Below are 13,221 nucleotides of genomic sequence, written 5' to 3' on the forward strand. Positions count from 1 at the left end.
AATCGCCTATGAACGAGCAACAGGTAAACCAACTGCTGGCAGCAATGGCAGCCCAGACCGCAGCAATGAACCGCCTGGCGGAGTCAAATGAAGCCATGGTTGCTTTGCTTTATGAGTCCCTGGCTGATGACATCGAAACGACAACGCTCGATTCACCAGTGGCGACATACCTCAGCGGCAAGCCCAGGGGGTAGTGATGCAGGCTGGAAAGCTCAATAAACGAATCACACTTCAGAAGCCTGTTAAAACTCAGAGCCCGGTTACCGGTGCGGTAGTTAATGGATGGGCTGATGTGGCTGAGCTTTGGGCTAACGTTGCCGATTTGTCAGCCCGTGACTTTGTTGCCGCGCAAGCGGGGCAGAGCGAGGTAACAACGCGGATCACTATCCGCTGGCGTGATGATGTCACGGATAAGCATCGCATTCTTTACCGTGGGCGTGTTTACGACATTCAGGGTGTACTGGAAGATGATAAAAGCGGACGGGAATATCTGACGCTACCCTGCTCGCGAGGTGTTAACGATGGCTGATGGCATTGATTTCAGTATTACCGGTGTCGATTCACTTCTGGGGAAGCTGGACAGTATCAGCGATGATCTGCGCCGCCGTGGTGGTCGGGCAGCGCTTCGCAAGGCGGCAAATGTGATTGCCGCTAAAGCCAGGGATAACGCAGCCCGTGTGGATGATCCGCTAACCAAGGAATCGATAAGCAAAAATATTGTGGCCAGATGGAGCAATGTTACATTCCGAAGAACCGGTAATCTGGCTTTCAGGGTTGGCGTTTTGGGCGGAGCCATTTCGTATGCTGATTCAAGCGAAAACAGGCGGAAAGGTCGTGCGGGAAGATTGTATTACACCCCCGGCAATTCAAAAAATCCAGGCGGGAATACCTGGTACTGGCGTTTTTTGGAGTTTGGCACAGAAAATATGCCAGCCCAGCCCATTCTTCGCCCGGCAGCGCAAGGCAGTGTGGACGAAGTGGTAAGCGTATTCGCCTCGGAATACGAAAAGTCTATTGACCGTGCCATCAGGCGCGCGGCGAAAAAAGGAGTACCCCCGTGATTGCGCCGATCTTTATCGTCTGCGCCGCAAGTCCTCCGGTGGTTGCGCTACTGGGCGGTGACACACTGCGCCTGTATCCGTTCGGCCAGCAGGACGACAACGTGGTCTATCCCTATGTGGTCTGGCAGAACATCACCGGTTCTCCGGAGAACTACCTTGCCCAGCGCCCTGACGCAGACTTTTTTACGCTGCAGGTGGATGCATATGCCGACACAGTGGATGAAGTGATTGCCGTGGCCACGGCGCTGCGGGATGCCATTGAGCCGCACGCGCATATCACGCGCTGGGGCGGACAGGAAAGAGACCCCGAAACAAAACGCTATCGCTATTCGTTCGATGTGGACTGGATAGTCAATCGATAAGAACCTTCCCAACCGGCCCTGAGCCGGTTTTTTTATGACCGGAGATAATAAATGTCTGTATTAACTCAAGGCACACAACTCTTTGTGCTCGCCAGTGGCGCGGTGAGCGAAATCGAGTGTATCACTGCATTTTCGCCTGGTAGTAACCCTGCCGACCAGATTGAAGACACGTGTCTTTCTGAAAAGTTTGACCGCTCCTATAAGCGGGGCCTCCGAACTCCCGGGACCGCCTCACTCACTCTAAATGCCGACCCAAAAAATACCAGCCACGTGATGCTGCACAACCTGTCGATTTCCGATGATGAGAGCGATCAGGATCTGACGTTTGCAATTGGCTGGGCCGATGGTACAGCGTCACCAACAGTTGCTACCGAAGAGGCAAGCGGGGCGGTAGACGGACTGGCGCTGCCTGACAGCCGCACGTGGTTTGTTTTCAAAGGCTACGTAAGCGACTTCCCGTTTGATTTTGCAGCAAACACGGTCGTCTCCACCTCCGCATCTATCCAGCGTTCCGGTTCTGCGGTGTGGGTTCCTAAGGCAGCTTCTTAAACTGATGGGGCTTGATGCCCCATTTCGAGAGACAAAAATGAAATTAACGCTTGAAGCACTCAAGGAGTCCGGCGCGTTTACCGGCCGTCCGGTTGAGAAAGAGATATCCTGGAAACAGGGCGATAAGAAAATCACTGCGACCGTGTATGTTCGCCCGATGGGGTATCACACAGCGACGTCCGATGTACTGGCATTTGGGGGCAAGGTGGATGGTGTGGCAGGACGCATTGCAGCATCTATCTGCGATGAACTTGGTAAGCCTGTCTTCACACCGGCAGACATTACTGGTGAGGCCGACCCTGAGCGTGGTGCGCTGGATGGTAGTCTGACGGTTGCGCTACTGTTGGCTATTCAGGAAGTTAACGATCTGGGAAAGACTTCGAGCTCAGCGCCGAAGACGAATTCTGGTGCGAGCTCGTCCTCAACGGAATCGGCGGAAAAACGATCGCCGAAGCGCGTGAGTCGCTCTCATTCAAAGAGTCCCAGCTCTGGGCAAAATACCGGGAAAGATATGGAAGCCTGAACCCGATGATGCGGGTTGAGTGGGGGGCTGGGCTGGTGGCCAGCATGATAGCCAACGTCAACAGAGACCCCAAACATCCACCATTCACTCCCACCGATTTCACACTGCACTTCACCAAAGTCAAAGCTGTTGATGGGCCAATCTCGTTAGAGGAAGCCAGAGCCAGCTGGACATAACGCCGCCAACGGAGAGTTTATGGCTTCCAAATCACTGGGCACGCTGACTATCGACCTGATCGCCAAGGTGGGCGGTTTTGTCTCCGGCCTCTCACAGGCTGAGCGAGCTTCACAAAAATGGCGTAAGCAGGTTAAGGAGGATGCCGCTGCTGCTGCAGTTGCCATGACCGGATTTGCAACAGCCGTCGGTGCCGCCGCCGTCGGAGCCGGGGTGGCTGGGTATAACCTGCTCAAAACCACTTCACGCCAGATAACCGAGTCTGACCGCTGGGCAAAATCACTCAACATGTCCACGCAGTCACTGTTAGTCTGGCAATATGCTGCAGAAAAAGCAGGTGTATCCGGGGATCAGATGGCTGACATCTTTAAAGATGTCGGAGACAAAATCGGCGATGCTGTTCTTAATAAATCTGGTGAGGCAGTCGGCGCCCTGGACTCTCTTGGGTTGTCGGCTAAGAAACTGGCCGGGGAAACTCCCGATAAGCAGCTTCTGGCAATCAGTGACGCACTGGAGAAAGTTAAGTCCAACGCCGAGAAGACTACCATCCTGGAGAGTCTGGGTAATGACCTGTCAAAGATGCTACCGCTCCTGGACAATGGCAGTGAAAAGCTGCGTCAGTATATGGATGCCGCGAAGAAGTTTGGTGTGGCGCCCGATGACGCAGATATCGAAAAGCTGGTTAAAGTTAACGCCCTGTTTGAGGATATGGAGACGCAGGTCAACGGCGTCAAAATTGAACTTGCGACGGGCCTTGCCAGCGTAGATTTGAGTGCACTTCAGAAATCCATTGGAGATATGGGGGATGTATTTAAAGACCCGGCTGTTATTCAGGGGCTGACTGATCTTGTTGGTGGGGTGGTAGACCTGGCCACCTGGCTGGTAAAGGTGGGGACCGAAGCCGGAAAGCTGATAGACCAGTACAAAGGCGGCAAAGCGGTGGGTTTGAATGCCTCAATTCCCGAAATTGAACGTCGCATCAAGAACCTGAATGCCGATCTCGATGATAAAGGTGTGCTGGCGAGTTTCAACAGAATTGGGATGGATGTGTCAGGTAAACAGGCCGAAAGGGCTGAGCTCCAGAAACGTCTGGCCTTTTTGAAAAATTCCCAGTCCACGCTTCCGGAAATAAAACTACCCGAGCCAGTCAAAACAAATTATAGCCTTGGCGCCGGGGAGACAAACGGTAAGCCACAAAAAGACACTTCTGGTCAGAAACTGGATTCTGCGTTTAAAAGCGCTGAGCGCAGTTACATGCGCCAGATTGAACTGATCGACACCACCGGCAAAAAAACCGCTGTGGTGACTGAACAACAAAAACTTCAGTTCGACATTGCTGACGGCAAGTTGCAGGGGCTTAACGAAACCCAGAAGAAACGACTTGCGTCTCTGGCTCAGGAAGTTGATCGCCTTAATGCCGTCAAAAAAGCTAATGAAGAAAACGCGAAGGTAGCGGCGTTCGTGGCAAATCTGCAGGAGCAGAACGAGAATGCACGTGCAGATTTGGGCGTGGATATTCAGGGAGCCGGACTCGGTGACAAGCAGCGTGAAAGGCTGAGGGAAAGGCTGAGTATAGAGCGCAGTTATCTCGATCAGCAGCGCGATCTGCAAAAGCAGTATCAGTCAGGAGATATCAGCCAGACAGTTTATGACCGCGAAACCCAGGCATTAAAGGATGCACAAGCTGAGAGGCTGGGCATCCAGGAGGATTATTACAGTCAAATTGATGCGCTGCAGTCTGACTGGGTGACTGGTGCCCGAGACGGTCTCGCTGACTGGGTAGATGATTCAACTAACTATGCGACGCTGGCGGCGGACGCTATGAAAAGCGCGCTTTCCGGTATCAGCAGCAATATCGTCGACATGCTCAACGACAATAAAGCGAGCTGGAAAGACTGGGGTGTCAGTGTTCTGAAAATCATCGAACAGGTGATGGTTAACATGATGATCGCCAATGCAGCCAGCTCGATAGGCTCATTGTTCGGTGGTGCCGCATCGTCTTCCGCCAGCAGCGGTACTGCGCTTCAGTCCTACGGGGCGAGCCTGCAACTCAACGCCAAAGGCGGCGTTTACTCTTCTGCCGATCTCAGTCAGTACAGTAACTCTGTCGTCAGCTCTCCAACACTGTTTGCCTTTGCCAAAGGGGCCGGATTGATGGGGGAGGCTGGGCCGGAGGCTATTATGCCACTGACCCGCGCCGCCGACGGATCGCTGGGCGTGCGTGCTATGGGAAGCTCAGGCTTAACACCGGGTGGTAGTAGTGCTCCTCAGGTCAGTATTCAGATTGATGGCAATGGGAATACCCAGACTCAGGCTAGCGGTGGATATGAGCAATTCGGGCGGGAGGTAGGTAGTTTTGTTGATCGGCGATACCGCGAGTTGATAGGCCGTGACCTTTCACCCGGTGGCGCGGTCTGGAATCTGGCAAAAGGAGGGCGGTGATGGCTATAGAAACATTCAGCTGGTGTCCGCGCCCGAACGCGGAGCAGGAAGTGACATTCCGCCGGCGCACCGCGCAGTTCGGTGACGGATATCAGCAGGTTTCCGGCGACGGGATTAATCCCCGCTCGCAGAAATGGACCCTCCAGTTCACCGGTACCGAATCGTACATAGGGGCAATTAAAGACTTCCTTGACCGCCATCAAGGGGTAAAGGCTTTCCAGTGGAAACCACCGCTTGAACCGCTCGGCCTTTACCGTTGTGACACCTATGCGCCAACTCCGCTTGGTGCCGGGTTATTTAATCTTTCTGCAACTTTTGAACAGGCATTCAAACCATGAGTCTTAACGCAGATTATCAGAAGTTAGAGCCTGGCGATGGTGTCAGGTTATTCGAGGTGGATGGCACTTCCTTTGGTGCAGGCGAGGTGCTTCGTTTCCATGCGCATAATATTGCTCATACGCCGGAGGAAATCGCCGAAGCAGGCGGGGATGAGGAAAAGCTCCCGGCAAAATCTATCTGGTGGCAGGGAGAAGAATATAAGGCCTGGCCTTGTCAGATTGAGGGGATCGAGGCATCTACCAGTGGGAGCAGCGCGCAACCCAAATTATCGGTTGCTAACCTCGACAGCTCCATTACAGCGCTATGCCTGGCGTATGACGACCTTCTGCAGGCTAAGGTTACGATTCACGATACGCTGGCGCAGTACCTTGACGCTAAAAACTTCGCTGGCGGCAGTACGACGGCTGACCCGACGCAGGAAAAGTTGAAAGTTTTCTACATCGATGCAAAGAGTAGCGAAACTAACGAGGTGGTTGAGTTCACGCTGTCCAGCCCGATGGACCTGCAGGGGCTAATGATACCGACGCGACAGCTTCATTCCCTGTGTACCTGGTGCATCCGGAATAAATACCGTACCGGCGACGGCTGCGACTATGCTGGAACCCGCTATTTCGACAAAAACAACAACCCGGTGAGCGATCCGTCTCTGGATGAATGCAACGGTACGTTGGCAGCATGTGAGCTACGTTTTGGCAAAGGTAATGAGTTATCGCATGGCGGATTCGTTGGAACGTCGTTGATCAGGAGCTGATATGCGTCAGAAAACCATCGATGCGATTATGGCGCATGCTGCAGCTGAATATCCTCGTGAGTGTTGCGGCGTGGTGGTGCAGAAAAGCCGTGTTGAGCGGTATTTCCCTTGCCGGAATCTTGCCGCGGCGCCTGAGGACAATTTTGTCCTTTGCCCCGAAGACTATGCAACTGCTGAGGACTGGGGTACGGTGATCGCCATCGTTCACAGTCACCCTGACGCCACGACACAACCGAGCGAACTGGATAAAGCGCAATGCGACGCAACGCTTTTACCCTGGCATATTGTGAGCTGGCCGGAGGGGGATTTACGCACTATCCAGCCGCGCGGAGAACTGCCGCTGCTGGAGCGTCCGTTTGTGCTTGGACACTTCGACTGCTGGGGGCTGGTAATGAGCTATTTCCGGCAAACGCATGGTATCGAGCTCCACGATTACCGGGTGGATTATCCCTGGTGGGAAAACGACTATCCGGACAACTTCTATCAGGATTGCTGGTATGAGTGCGGATTCCGTGAATTCGACGGGCCACCGAAACCCGGCGATATGGTGATCATGCAGGTCCAGGCCGATAAGTGGAATCACGCGGGAATTCTGCTGGAGGGAAATATGCTGCTGCACCACCTGTACGGACACCTGAGCCAGCGCGTGCCGTATGGTGGCTACTGGCAGGAAAGGACGATGAAGATCGTCAGATTTAAAACGCTTCTATAGCCCACTTCTGTGGGTTTTTTAAACCTCGCATTTCACCGCGCACCGCACGCGCAATTCAAACCAAGAACCTTTCAGGATGCACCTTGAGGAACCGGCTGGCTGTCGGAGCCTTCTTGGGGCCGTTTTCCTGTGCGACAAGGTTCATCACTAAAAGGTAATCCGATATGCAATATCCAACCGTATCTGTAAACGGCGTATCAGTTCGTGTCGATAACGAAGGACGTTATAATCTTAATGATCTCCACGCCGCAGCGGTGGCTGAAGGCAAAGCCACTGAATCACAGCGACCAGGTGAGTTTCTCAAAACCAAGCAAGTAAGGCGATTTGTGCAAGCCTTGAGCGATGCGAAGAAAATCGCATCGGTTATGACAATTAAGGGGGGACCATTTCAGGGCTCCTGGGGGCTTGAACTTATCGCTATACGCTATGCAGCCTGGCTCAATCCGCTTTTTGAAATCAAAGTCTATGAGACATTTCAAATGCTAATGCGTCGCGGGTTCGATGCCATGTCTCGCTTGAATAAAATCGACCATGTGATTAACACCGAAACCAAAGCGATCAGCCAGTGCGCCAGCCAGATGGCCAAGTGGGGTGTTGGTGGCCGCAAGCGGCTTCTACACACAGCACGGGAGCGTGTAGCTGATGAAGTACAGATGTATCTCCCCGGTATTTAAAGGGCGCGTGAACCAAGATAACATTCGGTTTTGCTACCGCTCGATCCCTGCTACTCTTTGGCAAAATTGACCAAAGGGGATAGGGATATGAAAAGAATTTTAGTTTTTACCTCCATCTTAATGGTTGCCGGTTGTGCAACTAAGCCGGTGACAAATGAACAAGCACAGGATGTTCCTGCAAAACAGGTTATCAGCAATACACTGCTAGTAAAAAAAGAAGGGACTGGCAAGGTAATAATCAAACGAGACTCTGGTTTTATGGGCAGCGCCTGCATGACCCGAGTTTATGTTGATGGCAAGGAGGTCGCAGACTTAGACACAGCTCAAAAGGTAACGGTCTATCCCAAAATTGGAGATCATATCTTTAGCGCTTGGCCCAAAGGTATGTGTGGCGGAGGCATGAGCGAACAGTCGGGTAAGGTGACAGATACTGGGGTATTGATGTTTAGAGTTGGTTACGGAACCAACGGTGATTTTGGTATCTACCCTACAGCATTTTGAATGCAGCAATTATATATAACCTCGCTCAGGCGGGGTTTTTTATTATTAAGAGGTTTATATGTCTGAAGTAATGACTCGAATTGAGCTCGGCGGCGAACCCGGTAAAATATTTGGTAAAACTCATTGGCGACTTATCAGTAAAGTTTCTGAAGCAGGTGTAGCACTCGCAAAAACAATCACCGGGTTTGAAAGTTATATGGTAAACAGCAAGCGCCGCGGACTAACCTTTGCCATTTTTAAAGGAAAGAAAAACATAGGAGTTGATGACCTAGGTTTTCCGGTAACTGGTGAAGTGGTCAGGATTGTACCGGTTATCATCGGAAGCAAAAAGGCTGGTTTACTTCAGACAATATTGGGTGCTGTTATTGTTGCAGTAGGTGCCATTGCTACATTTGGTTTTGCCCAGGCTTGGGGTGTAAATGTAATGATGGCTGGTGGAGCTATGATGGCGGGTGGCGTCGTCCAGATGTTATCTCCTCAGCCAACCGGATTAGCCAGCAAACAAAGTGCAGATAACCGCGCATCCTACGCATTCGGTGGTGTAACCAACACCGCGGCGCAGGGGTACCCGGTACCGCTCCTTTATGGCCGCCGGCGGATAGGCGGAGCGATTATTTCTGCCGGAATTTATGTCGAAGATCAGCAGTAGATAACTCAACTTTTTTCTGGCCACCTTCGGGTGGCTTTTTTTATGGGCGCAATATGGCTACAGATAAAGTGTTAAAGGGCCGCAAGGGCGGCAGCTCCAGTTCACGAACCCCTACCGAACAGCCTGATGATCTGCAATCTGTAGCGAAGGCAAAAATCCTCGTTGCGCTTGGCGAAGGGGAGTTTGCAGGACAGCTAACCGGCAAAGATATCTACCTGGACGGAACGGCTCTGGAGAATGCTGACGGCTCCCAAAACTTCAGCGGCGTCACGTGGGAATTTCGCGCGGGAACTCAGGCACAAAAATATATTCAGGGTATTCCCGGTACCGAAAACGAAATCAGCGTGGGAACTGAGGTATCAAGCGCTACAGCCTGGACGCGCACCTTTACCAATACGCAGCTTTCAGCAGTTCGCCTGCGTCTGAAATGGCCCTCGCTTTTCAAACAGGAAGACGACGGCGATCTGGTGGGTTACTCGGTCAATTATGCGATTGACCTGCAGACGGACGGCGGCACATGGCAGACGGTACTCAATACCAGCGTGACAGGCAAAACGACGTCTGGTTATGAGCGCAGCCACCGTATCGATTTACCGCAGGCTGGCAGCACCTGGACAATACGCCTGCGTAAGATTACCTCAGACGCCAACAGCGCGAAGATCGGCGACACGATGACGCTGCAGAGCTTCACCGAGGTGATTGACGCCAAACTACGTTACCCGAACACCGCGCTGCTCTACATCGAATTCGACTCAAGCCAGTTCAACGGCTCTATTCCTCAAATTTCATGCGAACCGCGCGGCCGCGTTATCCGCGTTCCAGATACCTACGACCCTGAAACCCGCACTTATAGCGGTACATGGACCGGTGCGTTTAAGTGGGCATGGACGGATAACCCTGCGTGGATTTTTTACGATCTGGTTGTTTCCGACCGGTTCGGCCTTGGGCACCGTTTGACCGCTGCGAATATTGATAAATGGACGCTTTATCAGGTTGCCCAGTATTGTGATCAAATGGTACCAGACGGCAAAGGGGGCAGCGGTACCGAACCACGTTATACCTGCAACGTGTACATTCAGGACCGGAACGATGCCTACACAGTCCTGCGTGATTTTGCTGCTATCTTCCGTGGCATGACCTACTGGGGCGGGGATCAGATTGTGGCCCTGGCTGACATGCCGCGCGATGTTGATTACAGCTACACGCGCGCTAACGTTGTTGGCGGTCGCTTCACCTATTCGAGCAGCACCACGAAAAGTCGCTACACAACAGCGCTGGTTTCATGGTCAGACCCGGGTAACGCTTATGCCGACGCGATGGAACCGGTATTTGAGCAGGCACTGGTGGCGCGATACGGCTTCAATCAGCTGGAAATGACAGCCATCGGCTGCACCAGGCAGTCAGAAGCGAACCGAAAGGGGCGCTGGGGTATTCTCACTAACAACAAGGATCGCGTTGTTTCGTTTGATGTCGGGCTGGACGGAAACATTCCACAGCCGGGGTACATCATCGCCGTGGCAGACGAGCTGCTTTCCGGAAAGGTTATGGGCGGACGCATCAGCGCCGTTAACGGTCGCGTTATCAAACTTGACCGCGTGGCAGATGCAGCAGCAGGTGATCGCCTTATTCTCAACCTGCCTTCCGGAGCGTCGCAGAGCAGGACCATTCAGGCCGTGAACGGGGAATCAGTCACAGTCACCACGGCATACAGTGAGACGCCACAGGCTGAAGCTGTTTGGGTGGTTGAATCTGACGAGCTTTACGCACAGCAGTATCGAGTTGTCAGCGTTTCCGATAACGATGATGGCACTTTCTCGATTACCGGCGCATGGCACGATCCGGATAAATATGCCCGTATCGATACAGGAGCCATCATTGACCAGCGGCCGGTGAGCGTGATCCCGCCAGGTAACCAGTCGCCGCCCGCCAACATCGTGATCAGCTCGTTCTCAGTAGTTCAGCAGAACATCAGCGTCGAAACAATGCGCGTGAGCTGGGACCAGGCGCAGAACGCTATCGCCTATGAAGCGCAATGGCGCCGCAACGACGGGAACTGGGTTAACGTGCCGCGCAGCTCCACCACGTCATTCGACGTCCCCGGAATTTATGCCGGGCGCTACCTGGTGCGCGTACGCGCTATCAATGCCGCAGAAATATCGTCCGGATGGGGCTATTCGGAAGAGAAAACGCTGACGGGTAAAGTGGGCAATCCACCGAAGCCAGTTGGCTTCACCGCTTCTGAAAACGTGGTATTCGGTATTGAGCTGAACTGGGGATTCCCGGAGAACACCGACGACACGCTGAAGACGGAAATCCAGTACAGCCTGACCGGAACAGAAGACGATGCGATGCTTCTGGCCGACGTACCTTACCCGCAGCGCAAGTATCAGCAGATGGGCCTGAAGGCGGGGCAAATATTCTGGTACCGCGCGCAGCTGGTGGACAGAACAGGCAATGAGTCTGGCTTTACCGATTTTGTCCGCGGGCAGGCGAGCGTCGATGTTTCCGATATCACGGATTCCATCCTGGAGGATATGAAAGACTCCGCGGTGTTTAAGGACCTGATGGAGAATGCCGTCGACACCAGTGAGAAAGTTGCTGGCATGGCTGATGATATCAAAGAGCAGGCTGATGCTCTTGAACAGCAGGCTAAGGATATTCAGGATAACGCCGACGGGCTGGCGCAGGCTGAAGTAAAAATCGATGAGATCGCGCTAAGTATGGACGGCGTGACCGGGCAGATGAAGAACTCCGCCATCGCGATTATTCAGGGTAATCTGGCGCAGGTCGCCACGCGGAAAACGCTCTCAGCCACGGTTGCCGGAAACAGCGCGCAACTGGACCGTATCGATCAGGTTATCGTCGATGAGAAGCAGGCCACTGCAGAATCACTGCTGAGTCTTGAGACGGATGTCGCCGGTAACAAAGCTTCCATTAACAGCCTGAGCCAGACTGTTTCGAATTATCAGCAGGCGACGGCCACACAAATCAACGCCATCACCGCAACGGTGGAAGGGCATACCTCATCCATCACGACGAACGCCCAGGCCATTGCAGGTATCAACGGTGATTTATCCGCGCTGTATTCAATCAAAGTCGGCCTGGCCAGCAACGGGCAATACTACGCGGCGGGCATGGGGTTCGGCGTTGAGAACACGCCCAGCGGCATGCAGTCGCAGGTTGTTTTCCTCGCGGACCGCTTTGCAGTGACCACTGCTGTAGGCGGCGTGACGACGTTACCGTTCGTTATTCAGAACGGGCAGACGATAATCCGGGATACGGTAATCGGTGATGGAACTATCAGCAACGCCAAAATCGGTAACTACATTCAGTCCAATAACTATGTCGCGAACACCAGCGGCTGGCACATCAATAAAGCCGGAACATTTTATATAAATGGCAGCGCGGGAACCGGTCGGATGGTTATCAGTAACACATTGATCCAGATTTACGATAACAACAACGTGCTGCGCGTTCGTATGGGCTTATGGTAAGGAGTTGATTATGCCTCAAGGGGTACAATGCTGGGATGCATCAGGCAATCTTGTCGCTGACATTGGTGATTATAACTGTCGTTATGTGGGCTCTCTTGTTATTTCAGTCCCTGCAAGTGCGACGGTCGTTACCACAAGTTATGCAGGTGCAACAGCAGCTGGTTACTTTGCGGTGCCAGTATCGGTATCAGCGGGCCGTGAAATTGGTTATTACTACTGTCGGGCATACGATGGAGGAATAAGAACATTTATTCTTTTAAAATATGCTTATGCCCATACAGTTACTGTTAATGTGTACGCATTCATATGAGCGGATTCCAGTCCTTTAATACAGCAGGCGCGAAGGTGGTCGACTCTGAATTTTACGGTACTTATTATCGTGATTCAAAAGTTTACTCGACCATTTCCGATACTGGCTATTTCGAAATTTCAACGCCACTTGGAAACGGTACGGATATGGGGTTTGCAATAAATCCATTTCCTTACAATAACGATTTGCAGTGGTTCAAGTTCAATAACAATGCGAAGGTTATCTTCGGTTATCCCTACATGACGGCTAATGCGGGAACAATGGCTCGTACTGGCTATGATGTCACAACCACAAGTGGCTATGTCGATGTGTTCAACGCGCAGGGAAAACTTGTCTGGTCAGCCGTGACAGCTGCAAAAATCCCGCGCGTGACAGGCTTCTTTGAAATACCTGCAAATTATGATTTAGACAATAAAGCCTATTCACAGAGCATTGGAACAAACAGCTGGTTACTGGCCAGCGATTGTCCGGGGAATCTCAATACTGACGGTACTGTTTCAGGGTATTCAGGTTTGTTTTTTAAATTCTCGGGAGGAATGTTGCAGGCTGTCTGGATAAATCGAAATCAGGTATCGTGGGCAAATACCTTAAAGCCATACGGACTGAAAATCCCATTCGCTATTCTGCCGAATCTATAACGATATAGTCGGTTCAAACATTTATTAAACTTCAAACCCGCT

At 52.4% G+C, this 13,221-nt stretch carries 17 protein-coding genes; all 17 read left to right on the forward strand.

The features are described 5' to 3' along the window. Window positions 1-8 precede the first annotated feature (8 nt). The gene (locus ACOXYR_RS03905) at window positions 9-194 is read left to right on the forward strand and encodes a hypothetical protein (RefSeq protein ID WP_113857613.1); all 186 of its coding nucleotides are present in this window, start codon (window positions 9-11) and stop codon (window positions 192-194) included. A 2-nt stretch (window positions 195-196) separates the two neighbouring features. Further along, window positions 197-529 (forward strand): phage head closure protein, encoded by a 333-nt coding sequence (locus ACOXYR_RS03910; protein WP_113857612.1) that lies wholly within the window; start codon window positions 197-199, stop codon window positions 527-529. Beyond that, window positions 522-1,061: an HK97-gp10 family putative phage morphogenesis protein gene (locus tag ACOXYR_RS03915; RefSeq protein WP_113857611.1), complete on the forward strand. Its 540-nt coding sequence runs from the start codon at window positions 522-524 to the stop codon at window positions 1,059-1,061. Before ACOXYR_RS03910 ends, ACOXYR_RS03915 begins: the two co-directional genes overlap by 8 nt. Further along, complete coding sequence (gp17, locus tag ACOXYR_RS03920; protein ID WP_097475628.1) at window positions 1,058-1,423, forward strand: tail completion protein gp17; 366 nt, start codon at window positions 1,058-1,060, stop codon at window positions 1,421-1,423. Before ACOXYR_RS03915 ends, gp17 begins: the two co-directional genes overlap by 4 nt. 51 nt (window positions 1,424-1,474) lie before the next feature. Further along, window positions 1,475-1,972, forward strand: a complete 498-nt coding sequence (locus tag ACOXYR_RS03925) for a phage tail tube protein (protein WP_113857610.1) — start codon at window positions 1,475-1,477, stop codon at window positions 1,970-1,972. 37 nt (window positions 1,973-2,009) lie between these two features. Continuing rightward, the gene (locus ACOXYR_RS03930) at window positions 2,010-2,495 is read left to right on the forward strand and encodes a phage tail assembly chaperone family protein, TAC (protein ID WP_113857609.1); all 486 of its coding nucleotides are present in this window, start codon (window positions 2,010-2,012) and stop codon (window positions 2,493-2,495) included. A gap of 5 nt (window positions 2,496-2,500) precedes the next feature. After that, entirely contained in the window at window positions 2,501-2,671 is a 171-nt protein-coding gene (locus tag ACOXYR_RS03935; RefSeq protein WP_419762179.1) for a phage tail assembly protein T, read from the forward strand. Between the two features lie 19 nt (window positions 2,672-2,690). Continuing rightward, entirely contained in the window at window positions 2,691-5,111 is a 2,421-nt protein-coding gene (locus ACOXYR_RS03940; protein ID WP_113857608.1) for a phage tail tape measure protein, read from the forward strand. After that, the gene (locus ACOXYR_RS03945) at window positions 5,111-5,449 is read left to right on the forward strand and encodes a phage tail protein (protein ID WP_008323339.1); all 339 of its coding nucleotides are present in this window, start codon (window positions 5,111-5,113) and stop codon (window positions 5,447-5,449) included. Before ACOXYR_RS03940 ends, ACOXYR_RS03945 begins: the two co-directional genes overlap by 1 nt. Then, on the forward strand, window positions 5,446-6,201 hold the full coding sequence (locus ACOXYR_RS03950; RefSeq protein WP_113857607.1) for a phage minor tail protein L: 756 nt from the start codon (window positions 5,446-5,448) through the stop codon (window positions 6,199-6,201). Before ACOXYR_RS03945 ends, ACOXYR_RS03950 begins: the two co-directional genes overlap by 4 nt. 1 nt (window position 6,202) lies before the next feature. Further along, window positions 6,203-6,913, forward strand: coding sequence for a C40 family peptidase (locus ACOXYR_RS03955; RefSeq protein ID WP_113857606.1), 711 nt, complete (start codon window positions 6,203-6,205; stop codon window positions 6,911-6,913). A 164-nt stretch (window positions 6,914-7,077) separates the two neighbouring features. After that, window positions 7,078-7,587 (forward strand): KilA-N domain-containing protein, encoded by a 510-nt coding sequence (locus ACOXYR_RS03960; protein ID WP_008323346.1) that lies wholly within the window; start codon window positions 7,078-7,080, stop codon window positions 7,585-7,587. An 87-nt stretch (window positions 7,588-7,674) separates the two neighbouring features. Continuing rightward, window positions 7,675-8,088 (forward strand): hypothetical protein, encoded by a 414-nt coding sequence (locus ACOXYR_RS03965; protein ID WP_024262609.1) that lies wholly within the window; start codon window positions 7,675-7,677, stop codon window positions 8,086-8,088. A gap of 58 nt (window positions 8,089-8,146) precedes the next feature. Then, a complete protein-coding gene (locus tag ACOXYR_RS03970; protein WP_113857605.1) occupies window positions 8,147-8,737 on the forward strand; it encodes a tail assembly protein in 591 nt (196 codons plus the stop codon). A gap of 53 nt (window positions 8,738-8,790) precedes the next feature. Beyond that, a complete protein-coding gene (locus tag ACOXYR_RS03975; RefSeq protein WP_113857604.1) occupies window positions 8,791-12,231 on the forward strand; it encodes a TipJ family phage tail tip protein in 3,441 nt (1,146 codons plus the stop codon). Window positions 12,232-12,241: 10 nt separating this feature from the next. After that, a complete protein-coding gene (locus ACOXYR_RS03980; RefSeq protein WP_147251875.1) occupies window positions 12,242-12,541 on the forward strand; it encodes a hypothetical protein in 300 nt (99 codons plus the stop codon). A 35-nt stretch (window positions 12,542-12,576) separates the two neighbouring features. After that, entirely contained in the window at window positions 12,577-13,179 is a 603-nt protein-coding gene (locus tag ACOXYR_RS03985; protein WP_421356237.1) for a hypothetical protein, read from the forward strand. Window positions 13,180-13,221 lie beyond the last annotated feature (42 nt).

Source organism: Pseudocitrobacter faecalis (assembly GCF_965231525.1).
Lineage (GTDB): Bacteria > Pseudomonadota > Gammaproteobacteria > Enterobacterales > Enterobacteriaceae > Pseudocitrobacter > Pseudocitrobacter faecalis.

What these genes read in the sequence shown, in the direction of transcription:
- ACOXYR_RS03905 (WP_113857613.1), top strand. Translation starts at nt 9, where the DNA reads ATGAACGAGCAACAGGTAAACCAACTGCTGGCAGCAATGGCAGCCCAG.
- ACOXYR_RS03910 (WP_113857612.1), top strand. Translation starts at nt 197, where the DNA reads ATGCAGGCTGGAAAGCTCAATAAACGAATCACACTTCAGAAGCCTGTT.
- ACOXYR_RS03915 (WP_113857611.1), top strand. Translation starts at nt 522, where the DNA reads ATGGCTGATGGCATTGATTTCAGTATTACCGGTGTCGATTCACTTCTG.
- ACOXYR_RS03925 (WP_113857610.1), top strand. Translation starts at nt 1,475, where the DNA reads ATGTCTGTATTAACTCAAGGCACACAACTCTTTGTGCTCGCCAGTGGC.
- ACOXYR_RS03930 (WP_113857609.1), top strand. Translation starts at nt 2,010, where the DNA reads ATGAAATTAACGCTTGAAGCACTCAAGGAGTCCGGCGCGTTTACCGGC.
- ACOXYR_RS03935 (WP_419762179.1), top strand. Translation starts at nt 2,501, where the DNA reads ATGATGCGGGTTGAGTGGGGGGCTGGGCTGGTGGCCAGCATGATAGCC.
- ACOXYR_RS03940 (WP_113857608.1), top strand. Translation starts at nt 2,691, where the DNA reads ATGGCTTCCAAATCACTGGGCACGCTGACTATCGACCTGATCGCCAAG.
- ACOXYR_RS03945 (WP_008323339.1), top strand. Translation starts at nt 5,111, where the DNA reads ATGGCTATAGAAACATTCAGCTGGTGTCCGCGCCCGAACGCGGAGCAG.
- ACOXYR_RS03950 (WP_113857607.1), top strand. Translation starts at nt 5,446, where the DNA reads ATGAGTCTTAACGCAGATTATCAGAAGTTAGAGCCTGGCGATGGTGTC.
- ACOXYR_RS03955 (WP_113857606.1), top strand. Translation starts at nt 6,203, where the DNA reads ATGCGTCAGAAAACCATCGATGCGATTATGGCGCATGCTGCAGCTGAA.
- ACOXYR_RS03960 (WP_008323346.1), top strand. Translation starts at nt 7,078, where the DNA reads ATGCAATATCCAACCGTATCTGTAAACGGCGTATCAGTTCGTGTCGAT.
- ACOXYR_RS03965 (WP_024262609.1), top strand. Translation starts at nt 7,675, where the DNA reads ATGAAAAGAATTTTAGTTTTTACCTCCATCTTAATGGTTGCCGGTTGT.
- ACOXYR_RS03970 (WP_113857605.1), top strand. Translation starts at nt 8,147, where the DNA reads ATGTCTGAAGTAATGACTCGAATTGAGCTCGGCGGCGAACCCGGTAAA.
- ACOXYR_RS03975 (WP_113857604.1), top strand. Translation starts at nt 8,791, where the DNA reads ATGGCTACAGATAAAGTGTTAAAGGGCCGCAAGGGCGGCAGCTCCAGT.
- ACOXYR_RS03980 (WP_147251875.1), top strand. Translation starts at nt 12,242, where the DNA reads ATGCCTCAAGGGGTACAATGCTGGGATGCATCAGGCAATCTTGTCGCT.